Source organism: Deferrivibrio essentukiensis (genome assembly GCF_020480685.1).
Taxonomy (GTDB): domain Bacteria; phylum Chrysiogenota; class Deferribacteres; order Deferribacterales; family Deferrivibrionaceae; genus Deferrivibrio; species Deferrivibrio essentukiensis.
Map to the genome: position 1 here is coordinate 25704 of NZ_JAJAFU010000010.1, position 25936 is coordinate 51639.

Annotated in this window: 22 protein-coding genes; 8 read left to right on the forward strand and 14 right to left on the reverse strand. The window is 34.3% G+C overall.

The genetic code is table 11. From position 1 onward, the window contains the following. Nucleotides 1–32: 32 nt before the first annotated feature. From LF845_RS06405 to flhA, 11 genes are all read right to left on the reverse strand, one after another. Nucleotides 33–2126: a hybrid sensor histidine kinase/response regulator gene (locus LF845_RS06405; protein ID WP_242820178.1), complete on the reverse strand. Its 2094-nt coding sequence runs from the start codon at nucleotides 2124–2126 to the stop codon at nucleotides 33–35. 11 nt (nucleotides 2127–2137) lie between these two features. Beyond that, nucleotides 2138–2773, reverse strand: a complete 636-nt coding sequence (locus LF845_RS06410) for a protein phosphatase CheZ (protein WP_242820179.1) — start codon at nucleotides 2771–2773, stop codon at nucleotides 2138–2140. A gap of 2 nt (nucleotides 2774–2775) precedes the next feature. After that, a complete protein-coding gene (locus LF845_RS06415; RefSeq protein ID WP_242820180.1) occupies nucleotides 2776–3153 on the reverse strand; it encodes a response regulator in 378 nt (125 codons plus the stop codon). 69 nt (nucleotides 3154–3222) lie between these two features. Continuing rightward, complete coding sequence (gene fliN, locus LF845_RS12020) at nucleotides 3223–4125, reverse strand: flagellar motor switch protein FliN (protein ID WP_242820181.1); 903 nt, start codon at nucleotides 4123–4125, stop codon at nucleotides 3223–3225. After that, on the reverse strand, nucleotides 4094–5113 hold the full coding sequence (gene fliM, locus LF845_RS06425; RefSeq protein WP_242820182.1) for a flagellar motor switch protein FliM: 1020 nt from the start codon (nucleotides 5111–5113) through the stop codon (nucleotides 4094–4096). The genes fliN and fliM overlap by 32 nt, the downstream gene beginning before the upstream one ends. 20 nt (nucleotides 5114–5133) lie before the next feature. After that, nucleotides 5134–6189: a protein-glutamate methylesterase/protein-glutamine glutaminase gene (locus LF845_RS06430; protein WP_242820183.1), complete on the reverse strand. Its 1056-nt coding sequence runs from the start codon at nucleotides 6187–6189 to the stop codon at nucleotides 5134–5136. Beyond that, nucleotides 6179–6919 (reverse strand): sigma-70 family RNA polymerase sigma factor, encoded by a 741-nt coding sequence (locus LF845_RS06435; RefSeq protein ID WP_242820184.1) that lies wholly within the window; start codon nucleotides 6917–6919, stop codon nucleotides 6179–6181. Before LF845_RS06435 ends, LF845_RS06430 begins: the two co-directional genes overlap by 11 nt. Then, nucleotides 6916–7122 carry a hypothetical protein gene (locus LF845_RS06440; protein ID WP_242820185.1) on the reverse strand — a complete coding sequence of 69 codons (207 nt, stop codon included), beginning with the start codon at nucleotides 7120–7122 and terminating at the stop codon, nucleotides 6916–6918. Before LF845_RS06440 ends, LF845_RS06435 begins: the two co-directional genes overlap by 4 nt. After that, nucleotides 7119–7967, reverse strand: coding sequence for a MinD/ParA family protein (locus tag LF845_RS06445; protein WP_242820186.1), 849 nt, complete (start codon nucleotides 7965–7967; stop codon nucleotides 7119–7121). The genes LF845_RS06440 and LF845_RS06445 overlap by 4 nt, the downstream gene beginning before the upstream one ends. Continuing rightward, nucleotides 7967–9142, reverse strand: coding sequence for a flagellar biosynthesis GTPase FlhF (flhF, locus tag LF845_RS06450; protein WP_242820187.1), 1176 nt, complete (start codon nucleotides 9140–9142; stop codon nucleotides 7967–7969). Before flhF ends, LF845_RS06445 begins: the two co-directional genes overlap by 1 nt. Further along, a complete protein-coding gene (gene flhA / locus LF845_RS06455) occupies nucleotides 9139–11220 on the reverse strand; it encodes a flagellar biosynthesis protein FlhA (protein ID WP_242820188.1) in 2082 nt (693 codons plus the stop codon). Before flhA ends, flhF begins: the two co-directional genes overlap by 4 nt. Nucleotides 11221–11400: 180 nt before the next feature. Here flhA and LF845_RS06460 point away from each other — a divergent pair, with 180 nt between their 5' ends. From LF845_RS06460 to LF845_RS06480, 5 genes are read left to right on the forward strand one after another with little or no spacing between them, the layout of a single operon-like run. Beyond that, nucleotides 11401–12633 (forward strand): ABC transporter substrate-binding protein, encoded by a 1233-nt coding sequence (locus tag LF845_RS06460; RefSeq protein ID WP_242820189.1) that lies wholly within the window; start codon nucleotides 11401–11403, stop codon nucleotides 12631–12633. After that, a complete protein-coding gene (locus LF845_RS06465) occupies nucleotides 12633–13316 on the forward strand; it encodes a GTP-binding protein (protein WP_242820190.1) in 684 nt (227 codons plus the stop codon). Before LF845_RS06460 ends, LF845_RS06465 begins: the two co-directional genes overlap by 1 nt. Nucleotides 13317–13318: 2 nt before the next feature. After that, nucleotides 13319–14308, forward strand: a complete 990-nt coding sequence (locus LF845_RS06470; protein WP_242820191.1) for an ATP-binding cassette domain-containing protein — start codon at nucleotides 13319–13321, stop codon at nucleotides 14306–14308. Between the two features lie 26 nt (nucleotides 14309–14334). Continuing rightward, nucleotides 14335–14574, forward strand: coding sequence for a hypothetical protein (locus LF845_RS06475; protein ID WP_242820192.1), 240 nt, complete (start codon nucleotides 14335–14337; stop codon nucleotides 14572–14574). Further along, on the forward strand, nucleotides 14575–14892 hold the full coding sequence (locus LF845_RS06480; RefSeq protein WP_242820193.1) for a nitrous oxide-stimulated promoter family protein: 318 nt from the start codon (nucleotides 14575–14577) through the stop codon (nucleotides 14890–14892). A 47-nt stretch (nucleotides 14893–14939) separates the two neighbouring features. Here the strand turns inward: LF845_RS06480 and LF845_RS06485 are convergent, their stop codons facing one another. Further along, the gene (locus LF845_RS06485) at nucleotides 14940–15587 is read right to left on the reverse strand and encodes a Crp/Fnr family transcriptional regulator (RefSeq protein ID WP_242820194.1); all 648 of its coding nucleotides are present in this window, start codon (nucleotides 15585–15587) and stop codon (nucleotides 14940–14942) included. 192 nt (nucleotides 15588–15779) lie between these two features. Here LF845_RS06485 and LF845_RS06490 point away from each other — a divergent pair, with 192 nt between their 5' ends. Genes LF845_RS06490 through LF845_RS06500 form a run of 3 tightly spaced genes read left to right on the forward strand, consistent with a single transcriptional unit; the run spans nucleotide 15780 to nucleotide 22830 of the window. Then, entirely contained in the window at nucleotides 15780–18842 is a 3063-nt protein-coding gene (locus LF845_RS06490) for a UvrD-helicase domain-containing protein (protein ID WP_242820195.1), read from the forward strand. Continuing rightward, entirely contained in the window at nucleotides 18832–21654 is a 2823-nt protein-coding gene (locus LF845_RS06495) for a PD-(D/E)XK nuclease family protein (protein WP_242820196.1), read from the forward strand. The genes LF845_RS06490 and LF845_RS06495 overlap by 11 nt, the downstream gene beginning before the upstream one ends. A 9-nt stretch (nucleotides 21655–21663) precedes the next feature. Further along, nucleotides 21664–22830, forward strand: a complete 1167-nt coding sequence (locus LF845_RS06500; protein ID WP_242820197.1) for an HD domain-containing protein — start codon at nucleotides 21664–21666, stop codon at nucleotides 22828–22830. A 68-nt stretch (nucleotides 22831–22898) separates the two neighbouring features. Here the strand turns inward: LF845_RS06500 and LF845_RS06505 are convergent, their stop codons facing one another. Next, nucleotides 22899–24299, reverse strand: coding sequence for an LPP20 family lipoprotein (locus LF845_RS06505; RefSeq protein ID WP_242820198.1), 1401 nt, complete (start codon nucleotides 24297–24299; stop codon nucleotides 22899–22901). A gap of 24 nt (nucleotides 24300–24323) precedes the next feature. Further along, entirely contained in the window at nucleotides 24324–25925 is a 1602-nt protein-coding gene (locus LF845_RS06510; RefSeq protein WP_242820199.1) for a mucoidy inhibitor MuiA family protein, read from the reverse strand. Nucleotides 25926–25936: the final 11 nt, after the last annotated feature.

Here is a 25936-nt window from a genome sequence, read left to right on the forward strand (position 1 = left end):
TGTGTTTACAAAATAAACATATAAGCAAAAAACTAAACGTTAGTCTTTTGCACAAGGCTGTTAATCTTAGCAACCATTTCATCTAAGTTAATCGGCTTAACTAAAAATGCATCAATTCCTGACAATTTTGCCTTTTGCATATTTCCTGCTTCACCTCTTGAAGAAACAGCAATAATTGGCTTTTCAAACCCTTTTTCTCTAAGTGTCCTTGCAAGTTCAAAACCGTCCATATCAGGCATTACGATATCTGTAATCAATAGATCAATATCGACCTTTTGTGCGGCATGCATAGCATCATTAGGGTTTGAAACTTCCACGGTATCAATCCAACCGGTAGAGGTTAGCAAACGTTTCATAATTTTTCTGTCTGTAGCTGAGTCATCAACAATAAGAGCTTTTATATTATTGCTATTCTTGTATAAATTCTTCATACTTTTTCTTTTGCTTCTTCGTGGCATCTTTGTGGCTATTTCCATTACTCCAGAGACATCTACTATAAGCCTCACCTTGCCGTCCCCCATAATGGTTGCTCCGGCGATACCGACATTGCCTCCCAAGTATTCACCTAAAGACTTAATAACTATTTCTTCCTGCCCTACGAGTCTGTCAACAATAAGGCCAATCCTCTTTTCTGCCAAAGCGACTACTACCACATACATATCTTGTGAAAAAGAGCCTTCAAGCTGAAATACTTCATCAAGCCTTATAAGGGATAAGACAGAGTCTCTGAGCTTCAAAACTTCTCGCCCTTCAAAACTATGTATTTCGTTGTCATTAATCTTAACAGTTTCAATTACTGACACAAGAGGGATTGCGAAAACTTCACCTGATACCTCTACCAAAAGAGCCTGAATAATGGCTAGTGTAAGAGGTAATTTTAATTTGAAAGTAGAGCCTTTGTTTATTTCAGACTCAATGGTTATTATACCATTGAGTTTTTCAATGTTTGTTTTTACGACATCCATCCCAACGCCACGACCTGAAACACCTGTAACCTTTTCGGCAGTGGAAAATCCTGGTTTGAATATTAACCCTAAAACCTCTTCTTTGTTGAGATTTTTTGCCTCATCAGGGGTAATAACATCTTTTTCAATAGCCTTTTGCTTTATTTTTTCAGGGTCAATCCCTTTTCCGTCATCTTTTATTTCAATTACTATGTGATTACCTTCGTGGTAAGCATTAAGCCATACAGTCCCCTTTTTAGGTTTGCCCTTTTTAACCCTTTCCTCAGGTGATTCAACCCCATGGTCAACGGCGTTTCTAATCATATGTATTAAAGGGTCACCAATCTCTTCAACTACTGATTTATCAAGCTCGGTATCCTCTCCGGCAATGACAAGATCTATCTCTTTATTTAAATCTCTGCATAGGTCCCTTACCATTCTTGGGAATTTATTAAACACTTTCCCAATCGGCACCATCCTGGTTTTCATAACCGCAAGCTGTAGCTCAGTAGTGATTAGTCCAATCTGTGAAGTAGTTTCGGCAAGCTGCTCGATTATAAAATCACCTTCATATTTTTTCTCAAGCTCCACCGCAAGCTGTGTGATTCTGTTTCTACTTAAAACAAGCTCACCAACCAGATTCATAAGGGAGTCAAGTCTTGAAACATCAACCCTGATGGTTTGCTCTATCGCCTTTGTGACCTTTTTAATTTGTGAAGGCTTGTTTACATTTTTTTTAGACTCTTTAGTTTTACCAGGCTGCTCTTGAGTTTTTACTGAAGAGGGGGCAACAAGTTTCCCCTCATTAGCTAACTTTAATTTTTTTACGGTTTCATCTATTGACGCTGTATCGGAATTATTTTTTATATCATCCATTAGCTGTTTGACTACATCGACAAATTCAAGCAAGACATCCATTATCTCTTTTGTTACAGCCATTTCACCTTTACGAAGCTTATTTAAGATCTCTTCGGCGTGGTGAGTAACGGTTGCCATTTTGTCAAAGCCCAAAAATGAAGATGAACCTTTGATAGTATGAGCGCATCTGAAGATTCCATTTAGCAAATCAAGATCATTTTTTCTATGTTCAAGTTCCACAAGGTCTTGGTCTAATTTTTCTATAAGTTCTTCTGATTCGACAATAAAGTCGTTAACCAGATCTTGCATGTCATCAAAGCTCATATTTGCCCCCTTTAATTGCCAAACTCTTTCAAAAGAGCGTCAACTATATCTTGATCATTTAGGATTTCATCTATATTTCCGGCTCTGTTTAGAGTATCAACATCTATTTTATTATCTTTTAATCCAAGTTTAATAACAAGCTCACCTATTTTTCTTTCCAAGACTTTTATTATTCTTATAAGCTTGTCAATCTTTTGTTTGGAGATGTCCTGAAATTCTAAAGAGGCAATCATATCAAAAGATACATCTTGCCCTTCAATTGTCTTGTCTAATATTCTATCAATAACTCCAAGGGCATGTTCAAAATCCCCTGAATGGACATAATCTTTTAAAAGCTTAATGTTTTCTTTTACTTCATCTATGATAAAATTAATATTATCAGACAGATTTAAAATTTCTTCAGAAGCTTTTTTTGTATCATTTATAACTTCTGTTAGTACTTTTTCAAATAATGGTAAATCATCAAAAGAGTCTTCCACTGTATTGCTTACTTCAGAAAGTGTTTTAACAGCATCGCTAAAATATTTTGCTATTTCAAAAAGCTCACTTTCAGGGCTAATAGAAATATTTGTTATATCGTATTCGCCACTGTTAATCTTTTTGGCTATTTCAATAAGTTCGCCAATATCCTTTAACTCTTCAGCCATAATTAAAGTCCCAAGAGCTTAAACACTTTCTCCTGTAAAATATCGGGAGTGAAAGGCTTAACCACGTAGTTATTGACTCCGCTTTTAAGAGCTGTGAGTATATCCTCTTTTGCAGCTTCTGTGGTGACCATTAAAATAGGTATCTCCTTGTACTGATCTTTAGCTCTTAAAGTTTTTACAAAAGTAAGCCCATCCATCTCAGGCATATTCCAGTCAGTAATGATTAAGTCTACATTGTTTTGTGCTAAAACTTCTAGTGCTTCAATACCGTTGCCGGCTTCCAATATATTTGAAAAACCGATTTTTATAAGTGTATTTTTTATAATACGTCTCATTGTGGATGAATCATCAACAGTAATGATTCTGTGGTCGTAGGCCATTATTTCCTCCTTGGAAAAACTTGTATTTGTCTAATTATAACTAAAATATTCAAATTTTAAATATAAATTTTATGCATCCCTTAATTTTTTTAATCTTTCTTCGCGGCTGATAATCTCTTTTATCCTGATTCCAAAGAATCCGTCTACAATAACTACTTCACCCCTTGCAATCGGCTTGTTATTTACCAATAGCTCTATAGGCTCATCAGCATAGTTGTCAAGCTCAATAATATTACCTGGGCCTATCCCCACAATATCTTTCAAAAACATTTTTGTAGAGCCTATCCTTACACTGACAGGGATTTCAACATCAAGAAGCATCTCTATATTTCCGTCATAAGACTGCGCAAAGCTATTTGATGATTTTTTAGGGGTATCCTCAAATCCGGGCATGTCATCAAAATCAAAATCGTTATCTTGTGTATTCTCTTGTTCTTTACCCAAAATATTTTTTATTGAATCTGAAATAACCAGTTGGTAAACCTCTTCATTATTATCGTATGAAATTTTATAGTTTTGAACTAACAAATCACTATCTATTGTTATTTTTTCTATTTTTTCAACTTTAGTAACTTCAAATGAAATTTTAGTCCCAAATTTTTCTTGAAATGGGACATTTACCGCTGATACCCCTTGTGATGCAAGCTCTTTTACTGCATCTATTAAATCAGGATTCAAATCATCTGCCCCGTTCCCTTCACCCATAAGCATAATGTCAGCAAAAGCCGTTATTAATTTAATATCAAATATTAACAGTCCGTTGACACTGTTTCCTTTATCACTGAAATATATTCCTGCCTTCCCTTTACTTTCATTTTCAACTGTTTCAGCATCCGATTCAAAAATATCCGCAACCTCATAAATTAGAGGCTTACTTATTATCGTGCCTACACTGTTTGAAAATACTTCCCCAAATAAGTCAAAAAATTTGTAAAGGTTACTATCTCTGTTCGGTTGTAATTGATTTTTCACTGCTTAACTCCGCAATAATCTTTTTTATTTTTATCCCTTTTTTCACTCCCACAATACCAGGCTCTCCAAGAAAACTTTCCAAGTTGTTAACATTTACCTTAATATCTTGATTTGACTTTCTATCAAGTACAACCACATCGTCAGTAGCAAGGTCAAGGATTTCTTGAACTAACAGGGTTGTTTTACCAAGCTCAGCATAGACAGGAATTTTAATTTCTTGCAATAGCTCAATAATTTTACTTTCGTGCTGTCCACCTTTCATCTTTTTGGCTCCGATAAGCCAATCTTGAGAGTTTATTTTACCAAGTATAGGCTCTAAAGTAATTGCAGGCAGACATAAATTTATCATCCCGGTAACTTCTCCGAATTTCACCTCAAATACTACAAGTACGACCACTTCGTTTTGAGCAACAATTTGGACAACTTGAGGACTGTTTTCACTTATTTCTCTTTTAAATTTGATGTTAGGGATAATTTGTTTCCATATATCTTCAAGCTCATTAAGTATCAGAGCAATAACACTTTGTATAATATTTTGTTCTAAAGATGTCATTTCGCGAATTTTATATAAAGGCTGACCTGGACCTCCTAATAGCTTATCAACTATAGGGAAAACGATAGATGGATTTATTTCAAGAACGGCATTTCCTTCGAGCGGTATCATACTTATTACATTAAAGCTTGTTGGGTCAGGTAGTGACATTAGAAATTCACCATAGGTCATTTGGTCTACACTTACCAAATTTATATCTGTTATTGTCCTTAAGTAATTTGAAAATACGGAGCTGAAGTTTCTGGCAAATTTATCGTGTAAGTTTCTAATAGAGCGCAACTGTTCTTTTGAGACCCTGTCAGGTCTTCTAAAATCGTAGACGGATACTTTTTTAGGGACATAGCTTAAAGTATCTTCCTGCTTTTCTTCAATGCCGTCTACTGCGACAGTCGATAGTAGAGCATCAATTTCTTCTTGGCTTAAAATATCTGCCACATAGACTCCTTAATGTAAATTTACTTGCAATAGTTGATAATGGTATTTGCAATGGATTCAAGTGGTACAACTTCATCTGCAATACCAGCTTCAACTACAGCTCTTGGCATACCGTAAACTACGCATGTTTCTTGGTTTTGAGCTATAACAGCACCGCCCAAACCTTTTAACTTTTGTAAGCCTTTCAATCCGTCACTTCCCATACCGGTCATTATTACTCCTAAAGCATCCCGTCCAAAATTTTCTGCAACGGACTCCACCATAACATCCACACTCGGAATGTGCAGCATATTAGATGGTTCATTAGTCACATCTGTATAATAATTCGTCCCAATTTTTTTAATCTTTAGATGAAATCCGCCTTTTGCAATGTAAACTATATTTGGTTCAAGCTTTTCTTTCCCTTGAGCTTCAACAACTGTAAGCTGACTAAGCGTGTTTAGTCTGTTTGCAAGTGAAGCTGTAAAATTAGGTGGCATATGTTGGACAACCAGTACAGGCTTGTTTAATGATGACGGAAGCAGCGGTATAACCTTTTGCAAAGACTGGGGACCACCCGTTGAGGTGCCAATAGCTACTATTCTTTTATTACCGCTACCGGCTTTTACAGCAGTAGGTGTAAATGTAGTTTTAGGCTGTATTGATTGTTTCGGTTTAGCAGTTGGTATTCTAAAATGTTTTTTCGTTGCAAATTGTCTAATTTTTTCGATAATTTGATCTTCCAGCTTCATTACACCGAAACTTGCAAATGACTTATCTTTTGTCAGAAAGTCAACTGCACCAAGTTCAAGCGCTTTTATAGTGGCTTCAGCCCCTTCGGAAGTAAGTGAACTTACCATAATAACAGAAGTAGGGCATTTTGACATAATTTGACTTAGAGCCTCAAGTCCATCCATAATAGGCATTTCAATATCAAGGGTGATAACATCAGGTCTTAACTTTTCGGCAAGCTCGACAGCCTCTTTACCGTTTCTTCCAAAACCAACAATTTGTATGTCAGGTGCTTTTTGTAACATGTTTTCAATCGCTTTTCTCATAAAAGCGGAATCATCGACTACAAGCAGTCTAATTGCCATAGAATGCCCCTTTCAATCTTTTTTTCAGTTTTGCCACAGCTGCTGAATGTATTTGCGAAGTTCTCGATTCGGTTATATTTAATACTTCACCTATTTCTTTCATTGTAAGCTCTTCATAATAATATAATGTAATTACAGCTTTTTCTTTTTCGTTAAGCTTGTCAATTGCATCTGATAATAAACCTATAAGCTCTTCTTTTTCAATAGCTTCTTCAGGATTTAGAAAAGTTCCTTTTATAAAGTCTACCAGGTCTGTTTCATTATCATCCCCTACAGAGTTGTTTAGACTAATAACCTGGTTGTTTTCAAGAACTTGTAACAAGTTAAAAACTTCATCAAGTTCCATATTAGTATATTCTGCAAGCTCTTCTGCGTTAGGTTTTCTTCCTAATTTAGTAGAAAGTTCAGCTATCTTTGTTTCAAGAGATTTTACTTTTGTTCTAAGGTTTCTCGGTAAGACATCCATTTGCCTCAGGGCGTCTAAAATTGCCCCTTTAATCCTTCTTTCAGCAAATGCTTTAAATTCAACATTTCTTGACTTATCAAATCGTTTAAAGCTTTCAACCAGTCCCAGACATGCGGCTGAATAAAGTTCGTCAAGGTCTACCGATGAGGGTAAAGTTTGGGAGATTCTGATTACCCAGCTTTTTATTTTAGGGATAAACTCTTCAGCGAGAGTATTTTGGTCTTCAGCGGAAATTTTATCTAAATATTTATCATAACCTGTCACAGAAGCTTCCTGTATGTATTAAAAATATCTTCAATATAGCCAAAAATAATTTTTGACACAATGTAAACTACTATAAAGAGAATAAAATCTTTTACAATGTATTCAAAATTAATTTCAAAATATACGATATATTTATACAAAAAAGAAACAATAAATGCGATAGAGGCCACAAGAAAAGCAAAATGTTTGTATAATCCGGTCATGATACAAGCCTCCTTAATATATCTTTTAAGCTAATGTTATTTTTGGGAATTTCAACGGTAATCCCGTTTAGCTTTTGCAAAACTGCTGATAAATCTTTTATATAAACGGAATTTGGATTAAATACCGCAAGAGGTTGCTGCTTTTTTACCGATTTAATAATATTAGTATCCTCTCTGAGGTAACCAAGAAAATTTATGTTTATTTTAAGAAACTTATCAATTATTTTTTGTAAATTGTCAAATAGTGCGTTTGCTGCCTTTTCGTCAGTTATTCTGTTTATTACAAGGTTTATCTCTTTTATGCCGTAATCTTTGTTGGCCACTTTGATAAGTGCATATGCGTCGGTTATTGCTGTCGGCTCAGCTTGGGTTAAAATTATGTTGTAGTCGGAAATCGCAACAAACTTCATTACGTTTTCAGAAATACCTGCACCTGCATCAAAGATGATATATTCATATTTTTCATCAATATAGACAAAAATCTCAATTAATTTTTCAAAATCTTCTTCCGAGATAGAAGCAAGCTTTGAAAAACCGCTTGATGCCGGGATTACGTCAAATCCGTAGTTTGAAGTCGTGATTAACTCTTTTGGAGAGAGATTTTTTTCAAAATAGTCAATAATGGTATTTTTGGGACTTAAATTAAGTAATATGTCAACATTTGCTAACCCCAAGTCCGCATCAAACAAGAGGACTTTTTTTCCGTTTTTTGCTAGCAGGTAGGCAAAGTTTACTGAGAAATTAGTTTTTCCGACTCCACCTTTGCCGCTGGAAACGGTAATATACTTAGCCTTCTTTTTCCTTTCCCAGGCTATCTTTCTTAGTTGTTGTGCCTGATCTGCCATTAACTTCTCCATAAATTCGGTATTTCGTTGAAGATAAATTTAGCAATCTTTTTGCCATCCGGAATTTCCATATCTTCGGGTACGTTTTGACCATTTGTCATGAGAAGTATCGGGACTTTTTTTAAGATAGGAAGACTTGCCAGACTTCCAAAATATCTTGTTTCATCAAGCTTTGTAAATATTAGGTAATCAGGGCTTAATTTTGAATATCTGTTAAAAGTGTCACCCAGCTCACTATGGTTTGAGCTCATTGAGAGCACTAAAGCCACATTTATCAAAGGATTAATGGTAAGAAAACTTTTCAGGTCGTCAATCTGTGCTGTGTCATATTGGCTTCTACCCATCGTATCAAGGAGTATGTATTCATAATCTTCAAATTCCAAAATTATTTCATTTAATTCTGTGGGGCTACTTGCAACTCTTAACGGGACATCAATTATTTCCGCATAGCTCTTTAACTGCTCTACGGCACCGATTCTAAATGTGTCTATCGAAATAAGTGCAACAGATTTTTGTAATTTGAGGGCAAGGTTAGCGGCAATTTTTGCCACAGTGGTAGTTTTCCCCACGCCGGTCGGGCCGACAAGTGCCAAAACTTTTTTCTTTAAAGATGAGAAATAACTCTTTTCCGTAGGTATCAAGTCACCAAATAGCTGAGCAGCAATACTTTTTATCTGCAAATGTGTGGAATTTTCAGGAATACGGTTTTCTATCTTTTTGAGAAACTTATAACTGAGGACATCATCCACTTCGTTTTTTATCATAATATTATAGACTTCTTGTAATGATTTTGGCAAATCAAGAGCAATATTTTCAGAAATTGCAGTTTTCATTTCACTGATTTGCTTCTTGATTTCATTCATATCGTTAAGAAGCATTTCAAACTTATTAAGCCCCAAAGAGTTTATTATATCAGTAATTTTACTTATATCTGCACTATCGTCCGTATTTTTTTCAGGTGCAGGATTATAATTTTCTTTCGGTTTTTTTACTTCCCTTTTGGCTGTATAATCTATGGCAGCGGTGACTTCAATCATTGGCCTTGAAAAAAGTCCGAAGCTGCCATTTTTTACAATTTTTCTTGTGGATAAGATAACTGCATCAGGTCCAAGCTCTTTTTTGATAAGTGCCATCGCCTCTTTCATATCATAAACTTCATACTTTTTTATTTTCATAATTGTATCTCCACGTTTCCTAAAGTTTCTATTTTAACATTATCTGCAATCTCGTTGTGAGAAATAATATTCAGATTAGGGATAAATTTTTCAACAAATCTTCTAAAAGGGAGTCTAATCGGTGGAGAAATTACGAGCACAGGCGGTAGCCCTTTCATATTTATTTCATCCACTTTTTTCATTAAAGCGGAAAGTATCTTTTGACCAAAAGATGGGTCGACTACAATATCTTTTCCATCATCTGTTTGTTGAATATTTTTTGCCAAAAATTGTTCAATAGGGGAGGCCAGTGTAAAAACGTAAAGCTTACCATCGGGAGCAAGGAGACTTTCTGAAATCTGTCTTTTAAGTGCAATCCTTACCTTTTCGGTCAAATAATCAACATTTTTTGATTGTGTACCATATGAGGCCAGGACTTCAAGTATTGTTTGAAGATTTCGGATAGAAATCCTTTCTTTGAGAAGGTTTTGTAATACTCTATGGACAAGCCCCAAATCCAAAATATTTGGGACTAAATCTTCTACTAATTTTGGATATTTTTCTTTTAATTTATCAAGTAAATCCTGCGTTTCTTGTCTGCCTACGAGTTCAAATGCGTTTGTCTTAATTACTTCTGTGATATGTGTGGCTATGACGGTCGCAGGGTCTACTATCGTGTATCCTTCCAGCTCTGCTTTTTCACGTTCTGCAGTATCTACCCATTTGGCGTCAAGTCCAAAAGCAGGGTCTTTTGATTCAATCCCTTCTACAAGATTCAAATCTCCGTCAGGGTTCATTACAAGCCACTTATCAGGCAGCACAAAGCCTGATGCTACCTTTACCCCTTTTATTAAAATAACGTAATTATTCGGATCAATTTGAAGGTTATCTCTGATTCTTACAGGGGGAACTATAAACCCCATCTCGAGTGCTATTTGTCTTCTAATAGATTTAATTCTGCCCAATAGATTCCCACCTTTTTGCTCATCTACAAGCTGTATAAGATTAAAACCAATTTCAAGCTCCATAGTATCCATATCAAGCAGATCTCTTACAGCTTTTTCTTCAGGCACCTCATCAGGCTCTTCTTCAGGTTCTTCAGCCTCTTTTTCAGCAATATCTTTCAGTGAGGATTTGGAGTAGTAAGCAATTGCAAACATTATCCCGGCAAGAATAAAAAATGATAGCTTTGGAAGCCCTGGTATTAGACCGAAAAATACAAGTATAGCACCTGTGACATAAAGTATTTTTGTGGTCTTAAACATTTCTGCCAGAAGTCTTGTGCCTAAGTCTGCTTGTTCTCCAGCTCTTGTCACAACAATACCAGCTGCAGTAGAAATGATAAGTGCAGGCATCTGGCTTACAAGTCCGTCACCGACTGTTAATATTGTAAAACGTTTTGCTGCCTCACCTACTGTCATATCAAACTGCGCAACACCTATGATAAGTCCACCAATGATATTTATTGCTGTAATTAAAAGGCCTGCAACTGCATCACCCCTTACAAACTTAGAAGCACCATCCATTGCTCCGTAAAAATCAGCTCTCTTTTGAATGTCTTCCCTCAGCTTTTTTGCCTGCATTTCATCGATGATACCGGCATTAAGGTCAGCATCTATACTCATCTGCTTTCCGGGCATTGCATCAAGAGTAAATCTTGCAGCTACTTCAGCCACCCTTCCTGAACCTTTTGTGATAACTACAAAATTTATAATAACGAGAATCAAAAATATAATAAGACCGATTACAAAATTTCCCCCTACTACAAATTGTCCAAAAGACATAATTACTGCACCGGCAGCATCTTCACCCTCGGCACCGTGGAGTAATATTCGCCTTGTTGATGCTACGTTTAACGAAAGTCTGAACAAGGTAGAAATAAGTAAAACCGAAGGGAATGTAGAAAAATCAAGAGGCTCTTTTATGTATAATGAAACAAGTAAAATTATTAGAGCAAGCGTAATACTCATTGTAAGGAAAATATCGAGCAGAGGCGCAGGCACAGGTATAATCATTACTATAAGGATGCCTACTACCAAAAACGGCATAAATATATCGCCACTTTTAAGTTTACTTAATACACCGGTTTCCTGAGCCATTTTACCTCAAATTAAAATTATTGATATACTTTTGTCTATTATACACTAAAAATATTAAAAAAGTTAAGCCTTTTTATTAGTTTAGTTTGATTTTAAATTTTATTACTCAATATTTGACATTTATCAATTCAAAAAAAATATTTTTATGTATATTTCCCACTAAAGAGTAAGGAGGCAGATATGACAGCAGTAATTGATACAAATATTTCAATAAAAGAATTGGTTGAAAAATATCCTGAGACACTTGATATACTTGTTGCTAACGGTTTTGAAATGTTTAAGGATGAAAATAAGTTAAATAGTGTAGGTAAAATTTTAAAGCTTGGTTCAGCCCTGAAATCAAAAGGGTTTGACGAGGAAACCTTTGTAAAACTTTTGGAAGAGAAGGTTGAACAAGAAAGAAACGTAAGCGATGTTACGATGAAAAAGAGAGTGGCAGTGGGGGATATCAAAGTAAAAGGTTTACTCCCTTGTCCCGTAAGAATACCTCTTTTAGAAGGGTTTGACAGCTTTACAGAAAAATTTAATGAAGAAAATGGTATAAATATTACCTATAAACTTGAAGCAGCTTCAGTAGGTGCAAAGTTTCTTGAAGAAGAGATTGCAAAAGTGGAATCTGAAGATGAGCTTCCGGATATCTTTGTTTCTGCGGGCTTTGAGACATTTTTCGACAAGAGAGCCATTGGCAGATTTAAGGATAACGGGGTGTTTGTAAACCCTTATTTTGGTGAAAAATTAAATGATGATTTTAATGGAGTAGATATAGAAGACCCGAAGGGTGATTATACGATAATTAGTACTGTGCCTGCGGTATTTATGGTAAATTTGCAGGAAATCGGTGATTTAAAAGTCCCTGAAAGTTGGGCAGACCTTTTAAGTGAAGAGTATTATCAAAAAGTTGCTCTACCGGTTGGTGACTTTGACCTTTTTAATGCAATTTTGATAAGTATTTATAAAGATTTTGGTATGGATGGCGTGGAAAAATTGGGTAAAATTTTGCTCAAGTCAATGCATCCTGCACAGATGGTTAAAAATGCGGGTAAAAAAGTAGCAGACAAGCCGGTTGTGACTATTATGCCGTACTTTTTTACAAAGATGGTTAGGGACGTGTCTACAATGAAGGTTGTATGGCCTAAGGATGGAGCGATTATTTCACCTATTTTTATGCTTGTGAAAAGAAGTAAACTTGAGATTTTAAAACCTGTAGCTGACTTTCTATTTTCAAAAGAGGTAGGGGAAATACTTTCGCACAAAGGGCTTTTCCCATCTTTAAACCCTGAAGTAAAAAATATTTTGCCTGAAAATGCAAAATTCAAGTGGGTTGGTTGGGATTACATTTATTCAAATGATATTGGCGAATTGATAAAAACTACTAATGAAGTTTTTGAAAAAAGTGCAGATGAGGTGAAATAATGAAATTTTTAACTATTTCAGGGCCCCCATCTTCCGGGAAGACATCAGTAATTTTAAAGACAATAGATGCATTGAAAGAAAAGGGGTATAGGGCAGGTGTGGTCAAATTTGACTGTTTGTTGACTGACGATGATAAGCTTTATATGTCAAAAAATATCCCTGTTAAAAAAGGTCTGTCCGGTGCATTGTGCCCTGACCACTTTTTTGTAAGTAACATTGAAGCTTGCGTTGAGTGGGGGATGGAAAATAATCTTGAATTTTTGATAAGTGAAAGTGCAGGGCTTTGCAACAGATGTTCTCCGCATATTAAGGATATATTGGCTGTATGTGTAATTGATAATTTAAGCGGCGTAAATACACCTAAAAAAATTGGCCCGATGTTAAAATCTGCAGACATAGTGATTATTACAAAGGGTGATATTGTTAGTCAGGCAGAAAGGGAAGTTTTTGCAAGCAGAGTAAAAAATGTAAATCCGAGTGCTACAATTATGCACGTAAATGGTATCACAGGGCAGGGTGCTTATGAGTTTGCAAGCCTTATAGAAGATACAAATGAAATAGAGACTTTGAAAGGTAAGAAATTAAGATTTTCGATGCCTTCAGCACTTTGTTCATATTGTCTTGGTGAGACAAGGATAGGGGAGTCCTATCAGATGGGCAATGTAAGAAAGATGGAGATGTAGTTATGAGTACGATATTAAAAGAGCCTATTTCAAAGATTATAATTGAAAAACCATACCTGTCAGACTTTTTTGAGTCTTACGGAATAACTGTTGATAAAGACGATGAGAGAGATTTGGATACCTTTTTCAATGAGTTGAGCGAAGATTTACTTGAGGATGTAGGTACAACTCTTTCAGATTTGAAAAAGGCATTTAAGGAATATTTGTCGGCGATGGAAGAGGTGCTTGAAAATGATTTTCAGGTAGAAGAGATAACTATTATCGGAGGGTTTAATAAGTCAAATGAGCCTGAAAATTTTGAGCTTACTATCAAAAAAGGTGATGTTGTTTGTATAGTAGGCCCCACAGGGTCAGGAAAAAGCAGACTTTTGGCAGATATTGAGTGGATGGCTCAGGGGGATACCCCTACTAAAAGAAAAGTATTAATAAATGGTGAAAAGCCTAAAAAAGAGTGGCGATTTTCTACTGAACACAAGCTTGTGGCTCAACTTTCTCAAAATATGAATTTTGTAATGGATTTGACTGTTGAAGAGTTTGTTACTCTTCACGCAGAAAGCAGATTTATTCAAGATGTTGAGGAAAAGGTTAACAGAATCATAGAAGAGGCAAACAAACTTGCAGGGGAAGAGTTTACAAAGGACACCCCTGTAACTGCACTTAGTGGTGGTCAGTCAAGGTCATTAATGATTGCGGATACTGCCTTTTTGAGTAAATCCCCCATAATTTTAATTGATGAAATAGAAAATGCCGGTATTGACAGAAAAAAGGCCTTAGAGCTCTTGGTAAAAGAGGAGAAAATTGTCCTTATGGCTACTCACGACCCTATCTTGGCACTGATGGGTGACAAAAGGCTGATTATTAAAAATGGCGGGGTTGCCAAGATAATTGAATCGAGTGAAGAGGAGAAGGCAATTTTGCCGGAGCTTAAAGCACTTGATAACAAGCTTTTGGAATTAAGAAACAGATTGAGAAATGGTGAAGTTTTAAAATAAGATTAATAAATACAGGAGGCTTAATTATGCATGAAGGATGTATGGGAAGTTTTGAAAATGGAAAGCAGGTAGTTGATAAACTCAGAATGATGGGGTTTAGTAATCAATATATGCCTATGCCGATGAAGTTAAAGTGCTGCTGCGGTGAAGAATTTGAAATGGAAACATTTGAAACAAAATGCCCAAAGTGTAATATGGTTTACGGCGTAACGCCTTGTCATGCTTTCGACCCGTCAAATATTCAAGCAGCAGGAGTGGACTACTAAATGGCACTTTCCAAAGAAAAAAGAATTAAGAAAGATGCTAAAATTTTAAGAAAATTTGTGTATGTATATTGCAAAAAAAATCATCCAGATAGAGAAAAAAACTCTGACGGTTATTGTGATGAATGCTTTGAAGTTTTAAACTATGCACTCAAGAGGGATGAAAAATGCCCTCTTGACCCAAAACCCAAATGTAAAGATTGTAAAATCCACTGTTACAAACCTGAAATGCGCCAAAAAATCAAAGAAATTATGAAATTTAGCGGTATCTATTTTATCAAAAGGGGCAGACTTGATTGGGTATTTCATTATTTCTTTTGATTGGTCGATTTTTTGCGAAGGGTTTTAAGGCTTAAGGGTATAAAAAGCTAATTTCCTAAAAGCTCAATCTCTTTTCCATTTACTTTTATAATATTTTCTTCGGTAAGTTTTTTTAAGAGTCTTGAAAATGTCTCAGGGGCTATCCCCAAAAGGATTGCTATATCCCCTTTGCTTGCAGGCAGTATCACCTTATTATCTTTATTTTTATCAGCCAGTACAGTTAAATATCGCAAAAGTCTGTTTCTTGCATCGCTTAGAGTAAGATTTTCTATCATATTCAAAAAATATTTTATCCTTTGGGCCATCATTCCGGTTAGCTTCATCGAAATATCAGGATTTTCTCTAATCAACTGGAAAAGTTTTTTGGAATTTATGCTAAGTGCGGTACAATTTTCTACGGCTTCGGCTGTCACGGGATATCTGTTTCTAAGATAAAGTAAAATTTCAGCAAATAATTCTCCGGGCCTGACAAAATGGATTATCGCCTCTTTCCCCTCATCGTTTGTTTTGTATAGTTTTATAAGGCCTGAAGCAAGAAAGTAAATGTTTTCCCCTTCCTGATCTTCAAAGAAAAATATCTCTTTTTTATCTTTTTTAACAAGTGTTGAAATGTTTTCAAGTAGTTTAAATGTCTCTTCGTCAGAGTTTCCCAAAAAGCAGTTTACAAACATTTTTAGCGCACTTTTTTTATCCATGTCAGGAATATAGCATTTATTTACGAAAAATCAAATCACTTATTTAGCCCGGCAAAAATTATAAATACACTTTTTATCCCTTTAAACACATATCAATTCGTGCTAATATCTATATGTTAGAAAATATCTGTCTTTATTTTGGGTTATATAAGTAGCTATTTTGAATGCTTTGTATGATATGATGAGGTGATTATGCTTAAACCAAGTCTTTGCACGCAGGCGTCTGCAGGCTCAGGCAAGACATATAGGCTTGCATCTCGATATATTCACCTGCTTAAACTGATTTTTAAGGGGAATATTAAGGACAATTTCCCTGAAATTCTTAACCCCGATTCTATCGGCTCAATAGTTGCCCTTACATTCACAAATAAGGCTGCTGCTGAGATGAAAGACAGAATCATTCTTTTTTTAAAGAAACTTGCAGATATTTATCCTGACAAAGATTTTGATAAAAATAGTTTTGGTATAAAAGAAAATGAAGCAGCAAATCTACTCGTGGATATAATAAAAAATTACGGTGATTTTAATGTCACTACCCTTGATTCTTTTATGAATAAAATATTAAAAGCTTTTGCAATAGAAAAAAAGATTATGCCCGATTATGAGGTATTTTTTGAATCGGATGAAATTTTTGAGCTTGCCTTTGGAGATGTGGTTTCTAATCCCGATAACTTTATACAGCTTCTCGATTTTTTAATCAAACTTCTTGATTTGGGGCAATCCGGCGTAAATCCGGAGAAGATTATATTTGATGGGCTTAGTAAATACAAAGATATCGATATTCCTGAAAATCTGCTACTTTTTGAAAATCTATGTGAAAAGCTTGAGTTTGATAATAAAAACTTTGCTGAAATACAGTCTGAAATTGAAACTAATCTGCTTGAAAATTTTAGGTATTTTCAGGAGTTGTTTTCTGAGCATGCAGATATTTTTAATAAGACAAATATAAAAAAGTTTAAAAAATCTGACATTAATGAAATGATACAACAGCTTGGTAGATATGAAGAAATATTAACTGAAGGTTCCCTTGTCAGCCTTTATAAAGGAGGCGGTTTTCTAGATGAGGCTAAAGAGAAAGAATTTATTTCAAGACTAACTGAAAGTGTGGATTTGCTTAAGAAATATATGCTTTTGAAGAGCAGTTTTGAGACAGATGTAGTGGCACGGCAGCTGAAAAGGTTAAGGGATAAAGAGGAAGAGATTAAACATATCTCAAATATCGTAGATGGGCAGAAGGTTGCAAAGGATGTGAGTGAGATTTTAAGCGAAAACGATATCTCTTATGCCTTTTTGAAATTGGGGGAGAAGATTTCTCACTACCTTATTGATGAATTTCAAGACACATCTAAAGAGCAGTTTGATGCGATTTTCCCTCTTATCGAAAATGCAGTATCTGAAGGGGGGACACTATTTATCGTAGGGGATAAAAAGCAGGCCATTTACGGCTGGAGAGGCGGAGATTATACAATATTTGACGAAGCTCTCAAGAGCGATAGTCTTAGATTAGAGGAAGAATTTACTGACACAAATTATCGCTCCGCAAAAAATATTGTAAATTTTAACAATTTTACATTTAACACTTCAAATCTTTTAAATGCAAACTTGCTGGGGATTTTTGAAGATGATTTGGGAAAGGATTTTAAAATTTTGATGATGGATGCAATAGAAGGTATTTACGGGGCTTCAGAGCAAAAGTATAAAAATGAAAATGATGGTTATCTGGAAATTATTTTGCAAAATGTGGCTGATAATGACGAGTCAGAAGATTTTTATCGAGATGAATTTGTTGATACCCTTAAAAAAGTAATTAATGATTACAAGGTGCCCCCATCAGATATAATGATTCTTTTAAGAAAAAAGGGTGATATAGACTTGGTTGTTTCCTGGATGAGGGAATATTTTGAAGAGCTTCCCTTTGTGACGGAAGATTCAATGAGAGTATCATCTAATTTTGAAATTAAAAAATTGCTCTTTATCGCAAATGTCATGACTATGCCCGAAAATCAGGATTTTGATAAAATATTCAGTGAATTAAAAGTAGATAAAGAGACGTTTGATAATATAAAAAGTGAGATTGCATTTTTATCCCCTTATGAAATTTTTTGCAAAATTATTTCTGCCGATATTCTTAATTATAATGACAATAAAGTTTATTTTGAAAGATTCTTAGAGGAAGTTTTAAAAATCTCTGATAAACATAAAACTTTGGAAGATGTATTAGAATATTTTAATAAAAAGAAGGATATTACAATAAGTCTCAACGAAAATATAGAAGCTGTTAAAATAATGACAATTCACAAGTCGAAGGGGCTTGAAAGTCACACTGTCATAATCCCTTTTTACGATTGGAAACTTTACGATAAAGGGAAGTTAAAAGATGCATATCATGCCGTAAATATTGAAGAGTTTACAGGTGAGCCTGATTATTTGCTGATAAAGCTTACTAAGGCGAGGGATTTTTTAAAAGATGGTAGAGATAAGTATTTTGAAAAGTTTAAAAATGAAATCGTTGAAAATTTAAATCTTATGTATGTTGCAAATACAAGAGCGAGGGAAAATCTTTTTGTTATTGGGCAGTATAAAAAGGATATTCAGGAAAATAGATACGGCAGACAAATATCGGCTTCCGATTTACTGCATATGATACTTGAAAATTCGGAATATGGTTGCAAGTCTGAGAAAACTTGTAATGAAAGATATATTGTAGGCGAAATGAAAAAATGCTCTAAAATTAAATATGAAGAAAAACCTGTGGAAGATGATAAAGTTGAGATAAATGCAAATTTTAGAGGGCATCTTAAAATATATGAAAAGGAAACATATCTTAATTTTGAAAAAAAGGAGAGACTAAAAGGTGAGCTGTTTCACTTGGGGATGTCTTTTCTTAGCAAAGTAGATTTTGAAAAAGATTTAAAAGCAATGATAAATGATGCTTATTTTAGAGCAGTGAATTTAATGAGATATTCAGATGAAGATGTCAAACCGTTAATGATGAAGGCTGTGTTAGACTTGAGGAAATATTTTGAAGATATAGATGCCTTTTGGAATGAAAAAGAGTTTGTGGACAGATATGGAAATATTATGCGTCTTGACCGTGTAGTAAAAATAGGTAGAGAGATTACCGTAATTGATTATAAAACAGGGGAAAAAGATTTAAGCCATGAGCTTCAGATGAGAAGGTATATGAAGATTTTTGATAACTGTAGAGGAATAATTTACTATTCAGATACTGGGGAGATATTTGATGTCGTTTAAGCTTTACAAGGTTGATTTGAGTATAAATTTTGTAAATTTTATATCTAAAAGGCTAAAGGGATTGGCGAAAAATTATGGCAAAGTTGTATTTATCTCTGCCAATAAAAGACCTATCAGATTTGTAGAAAAAAGTATTGATATTGATACTTCTTTAAAAACGGAATTTTATACAATAGAAGAGTTTGCAAGGACAGTGGTGACAAACTATTCTGATAATTTGCCTATTTTCCACACAAAAATTGAAAGGGAAATATATTTTCTCGATTTGATAAAAGGGGATGAAAATCTCAATAAAAGAATTGGGCTTGATGATGCAGGCCTTTTATCCTGGGCAAAGAGACTTTCAAGGCTATTTGATGAAATAGACAGGCAGCTTTTGGAAAACAAGATAAAAAATTTTCAGTATATAGAAGCTTTGCCTGAAGCTGTAAGTATCTTAGAAAATCTTAAAGATTTGTATGTGAAATACAGAAAAGAAAATGAAAATATTACCTATGGTGGTGACATTTTCAGGCGGGCTGCCAAACTTACGTCCGAAGAAAGTTTCAGACAAAATTATACCGGGGCAATTTTTATCTTTACAGGGTTAGTTTACCTTTCAAACTCGGAAGTTGAAATAATTAAAAATATTGATGAGTTTGCAGATATAGATTTTTATGTGCAAACGGATTTGATGGATAGAGAAAGAGGGGTTGAGAGGTTTGAGACGTTTAAAGTGGTAGATAATCTTAGTAAAAGGCTTGGTAAATCAGTCAAAAACCTTGATATAGAAGAGATAAAGCCTGACTCTTATACCCCTTCAAAAATTCATTTCTTTCAGTTTACTGATACTCATAATGAAGCAAAAAAGGCTGTAACACTAATTGAAGATAAATATAAATCTTTTAAAAATAAATATGACAGCAGTAATTTGGCAGTAATCCTTCCGGATTCAAAAACCCTTTTCCCGTTGCTATCTTATTTGGAAAATATAGAAGATTTGAGCCTTAATATATCTTTGGGTATGCCATTGAAAAGCACGGAAGTGGGGGTATTTGTAGAAACACTTTTTATGCTTTTGGTTGATATTAAAAGAAAGGAAAGCATAGGTGTAGCAAATTCTGCTGATTCCAAAACTCTATTGAGATTTTTAAATTCAAGCCTTCTATCCCTTTTTAAAGAGCAAATTATTAACGATATTAATTGGATTAAAAATGAAATTGTCAAAAGTGAGGCTTCTGTTTTTCAACTTGATTCAAATAGAGCTGTTTTTAAAAAACTTTTAGCCCCTTTTTTACAAACTAAAAATTTAATACAATTAGAAGAAGCATTTAAAAATCTATTTGATAACCTCGATGAAAGCAAATTGAGGCAGGAGACGGCAAAATTAAGTTTTCAAATTTTGCAGTACTTTTATTTTGAGGTAATAAATAATTTCAGATTGATTGACAAAGACAGATTTGGAGATTTGCCATTTTTTTATAAGCTGTTGAGTGAGATAATTAATGACATAATTATCCCATATGAGGGGCATCCGCTTCAGGGCATTCAGATAATGGGGATGCTTGAGGCGAGACTATTGACTTTTGAAAATATCGTAATTACTGACGTTAATGAAGGTGTACTGCCTTCAGGTGATAAAATTGACCCCCTTTTGCCTGAATCGGTGAAGATAGAGCTTGGTCTTACCTCTTTTAAAGAAAAAGAGATGTTGATGAGATACAATTTTTTCAGGCTCATCTATTCTGCAAAAAATACCTATATCCTTTTTAAATCAGGGGCAACAGGGAGTGATAAATTTATCCGTAGCAGGTTTGTAGAGCAGCTTTTGCTGATTAAAGAGAAAAATGAAAAAAGGGAGATTAAAATTGATTCTGTGCCCTTTTCTATACCGAGATTGAATAAGATTGAAAATTACATACCAAAAGGGGAAGTAGAGTCAAAATTTATTGACAGTATAAAACATTTTTCACCTTCTGCATTAAATAGTTATATGAAATGCCCTTATTCTTATTATTTAAAATATATCAAGGCTGTGCCTGATAGGGTAAGGTTTGACAGAGATTTTGAGGCAGATACCCTCGGCAGTATCGTTCATAAATATTTTGAGATACACTTTGGAAAAGTTTTAGGCAAAATCTTGGATGAAAAATTGCTTGATAATGTAGAGTATAAAATTTTAGAAGATATAAAGAGGCTACCTGAATTTTTATATGAAGATAGGGACAATAGAATAAAAAACTTTTTAGGAAGGCTGACAGAGTTTCAAATTGAAGGGTTGAAGATTATATTGGAAAGAAGAGTAAAAGATTACTTTAAAAATATTAAAAGTGCTGGAGAAATATTTAAGATATTGGAGACAGAAAAGGATATTGTCAATTTTGGTTTAAAATTAAAGGGGAGAATTGACAGGGTGGATGAGCTTAGGGATGGAAGGATAAGAGTGATTGATTACAAGACAGGCTCAGGGAAAAATACCCCTTATACAAGAAAAGTGGCAAAATTAATTGAAATGTTTGATGATATTAAAGATATATATGATGATAAAAACCTTACCCTTGTGAGAGACAGTCTTAACTCAGCACAGTTGCCATGCTATATTTTACTTGCAAGGGAATGTTACGAAAAAGATATTATTTCTGAAATTCATTATATCGGGAAGAAAGATAGGGATTTTAGAGAAGTGCTGACAGATGAAAATATTGATGATTATAAAAAATTAATAGATTATATAATGAGCCATATGAAAATGACAGATAAGATTTATGCCCTGCCAAAAGAAGATATTTGTAAATTTTGTGAGTATGAGAGTTTTTGTAAATTTAGTGTATAGGTGACAGTTATGATTAATAATACTTTGATAAAAAAGATATTTGAGGCAGCATACATTCAGCGGTGGAATGACCATTTAAGGCCGTCTATGGGGTTTACAGAGCTTGATAAACAGGCTCATAAGGTAATTATTGCGTATGTTATTGGCAAAATAGAAGAAGCTCTTGGTAACAATTTTAGTTGGTTAAAGCTGATTGAGGGCTCAGTTTTTGAAACATTGCAAAGGATAATTACTACTGACATTAAGCCGCCTATCTTTTATAAGCTAAAAAGTGTCCACGGAGAAAAATTTAATAGATGGATATATTCCGAAATAAAAGAAAAAAGCGGCATAGAAGATAATCTTTTTTTTGAAAATCTTGATAAATATCTGTTTGATGAAAGATATTGCTTTTTTGAGAAGAAGATTTTAAAGGCTGCCCACTATTTGGCAACTTATTGGGAATTTAAAATAATTTATGATATGAACAAAAATTTATACGGTATAGAAAAGACAAGGGAAAATATCCTGTCAGAAATAGAAAATCACTATGACCTTGTTTCAGTAAAAGAGATAATGACAATCAGGGAGAATACGAGAAATTTTATCGACCTTGTAGGGCAATTAAGGTTTCAACAAAGATGGGCACATACTCCGCGAATGCCTGAAACAAGTGTGCTTGGACATATGTATATTGTTGCTGCACTTGGGTATTTTGATAACTTTCATTTGCAAATTTGCGACAGGCTCAAGTACAATTACTTTTTTGGCGGTATTTTTCATGATTTGCCCGAAGTGATGACAAGAGATATTATATCCCCTGTAAAAAGGGGGGTAGAGGGGCTTGATGAGCTTCTCAAGGAGATTGAAATTCAGCAGATAAAGGAAAATGTGTTGCCGCTATTGCCTAAGACACTCCACTTAGAGATAGAATATTTTGTAAAAGATGAATTTGAATGCAAATTTCAAGAAGGTGGAAAAACTAAATTTGTTAGCAAAGATGAGCTTTTTGAAAAATATAATGATGATAATTTTAATCCGGTAGACGGCAAAAAGATAAAGGAATACGATATAATCGCCGCATATTTTGAAGCCCTTATCTCCATTGAAAATGGCATTAAACCTATCACCCTTTTGCAAGCAAAGGAAAATATGGAGAAAAAATACAAATTTTTAAATATTTTTATCAATGAGTAATATTTTATTATTAATTTACAGCCTGTAAAAATACGTTAACAGTATCCGCAGATGTAAGCAGAATATAATTATTCAAAAGTGGTAAAGCTAAATATCGCCTCACTGGTTTCGATATTCTTACTTACGTTTTTAAAGCTCAGCCCCCTTGTTTTGCCCACATTAATGATAGGTTCATTTTCAAGAACACAATACCCATCCTTGTTTGTATGGCAAGAAGGAATATTTAATTCGCATTTTCCGTCATTACCCAATGTTGTCGCAAAAAGCTGCAATACTTCTCTGCCATAGGGTGGGGCAATTTCTATATTTTCCGCAACTACGTAATTCGTATTGACAAGTTCGCCGGCTATCTTCCCTTTAAATTCATCTCCATAAACACCTATCGGCAACAGGTAGCTGAATTTTTCATTTTTGTTGAATACGTGTCCTACAATATAATAGCAAATGGGCTGATTTGTATTTATAACAAGGTCGACTTTGTCTCCTGCATTCAGGTCGATACCTTCGCCTGTACCATACCCCTTAAACCCAATTTTTACCTTAAGGTTTGACCTTGTAACATTTCCGGTAAGTAGCGCGTAATCAAAATTTTGATATTGTGGCTGAAATTGTGCATTAATTATTTTTGAATCAAATATTAGGGAATAATTTTTTATGCTATTATAATTTTTATTATAAAGATTCATGTGTAGCAATATCTTATTATTTATAACCTCGTAATTGCCCCTTAAAATAAATTCAGCATTTTCAGGGGTGCTGACCGAATCTGTTTTCTGTGCGAGCATTGTTTTTAATAATTTTGAAAATTCTGTAATCTCCTCTGACATTTTTGGTTTTACAGGAAAAATGTAAATTTTATTGAATGTCAGCTCTTTTGATATGATGCTGGCTACAGTGTCAAGGGAGTCAGGGGTTTGCTGAATTTTAACAAGTTGGTCTTTGATTTCACTTTCGGTAATATCAAGTACAGGAAAATTAGAATGCCCGAGAATTATTGCAACGGTTTTGTATTTTTCAAGAAGCTTCAGGTTGCTTAATATTTTTAGCAAATAATCGTATTTTAAAGATGAGTTATTTGTTTGCTCCGCCATAGTTTTTAATTTATTGGTTTCTACTGTAAGTTTTTCTATTTCATTAATGTAAGCACTCAAACTGTTTTCAGATGAAAGGATTGCAATCACCTTGTCCTCATCTTGATATTCAAACTTGATCCTCAACAGAGGGATTTCGGATGAAGTTTTGATAATACTTGTTGCTGCACTTGACTTAATTTCATTATTTAGGACTTTTTGGACTCTTTCAAAGTCACTTTTGATGTTTACAGAAATTTGCGTGGCAAGATCAGCAAGGGCTTCTTTTTTGGCAATTTCCCTATCTTGCCCATAGCCTATTCCGAAAATCTCTTTATTCTCAGCCATTACATTTGTAAAGCTTATCAATAAAACAATTATGGCAAAGATTTTTTTCATACTTAATCCTCTTATAATGTTAGATTACTCTATTCCACTTATTTTAAGCTCTTTAGGATATTCTATGTCAAATTTCAAGTTAAGTTTTCGGTTTGATTTGGCAGGTATATTGACTTGCCAAATTATTATTCCGTCTTTTGAAATGGCTGCATCTTTATCAGTAGGTGTTTCCAAATGTGTTTTTATCTGTTCATTCAATGATATAGGGTAGCTGTCTTTTACCTCGATTCCTACTTCTTTTGATTTGCCGTTTTGGATATCTATCTCATACTCAAAGAATATCTTTTCAGATTTTGAAACGATTCCTGAATATTCGGTAAATTTTTTAAGTCTTTTTCGTTCAACTTTTAAAGATTCATCCACTCCCAAAGGGAGCTGAATCTGTTCGGCAGGAGCTTTTGTGCTCGACAAATTTTGAGTATTTAAAAATTTCCCGTCTACGAAAATGTTAACTTTGCCGGCAAAAAGCGGGAATTCAAATGGGTTGTTGAAGAGCCCTGTAAGAAATACATATGGTGACTTTTTAGGTATCGCGACATATTTTATTAGCTTTTCCTTTAAGTTGTTTTTTGTAATTTTTTTAGAAGCTATAAATACTTTATGAGGCTGATTATCTGAAGGCACAGTAACAGTATCTCTTAATATAAAGCTAAAAGATATGCCCTCTTCCTTAACAGCAGGTTCATTTGAGTCAACACCAGCCAACTTATCCTCAATTTCTTCAGGTATCAAGGCTTTGGATGCCCTCATCTCCTTGTAAAAAACCGGTTGGGAAGGTTTGTAAATATCCACATACCATGGTGATACATCCGAAAATTTGGCTGATACGGATTTGGCAGTGGAAATTTCCATAGTCACATTTTCCCAATTCTCTCCAGTGCTTTGCGTGATATTTGTATAGATATCAAAAGTTATTGAATCGTTGGAAGTATCTACATCAGCATTGTAAAGAGGGCTCCAACCTGCACCGTTTACAAGATAGCTTAATTCTATTTTTGATTCCGCAGTTTTAAAACCTTTTACCGTGAGAATAATGTTTTTTGATTCCTTATTTTGACCTCCGATGTTTGAAAGCTCATTTTTCAGTTTGTCTTTTTCTTCATTAAGAGTAGAGATTTCAGTTTCAATTTTAGCCAAATCTTTGTAGGATTTTTTCAGGCTGTTTTCCAGGAAGTTAGAGTAATTTTGTAGTTCGGCAGCAGTTAATTTTAAGCTTGCTGAAAGAGGGTTGGACTTGCCGATAATATCAATAAAATTTTCTGTAGCCTTTTTTTCATGTCCGAGCATTTTTATTTTGTTTTCTACCTCTTTTATTTGTTGCAAAAGCAGATTTATTTTTTCTTCATTTGCAGCTGAAGTATAGCTTTTTTCAACCTTTACATCTACTATTTTGCCAATATTTTTGTCGATAGAAGCCTGAATTGTATTATCTATGACGTTTGTAGTTAATCCTTTTATAATGAATAAGTTTTCCCCTTTTGTTATGTTTATCTTTCCGCTTCTGTTAATAAGTGCCGAATCTATAAATACCGTGACCTTTTCAATTTTTGTATTTGTTTCTGGGTAAGAATAGCCAAACCCACAAATAATAAAGATGATGAGCAACGCAAGCAGAATTCTTTTCATTACAGCCCCCT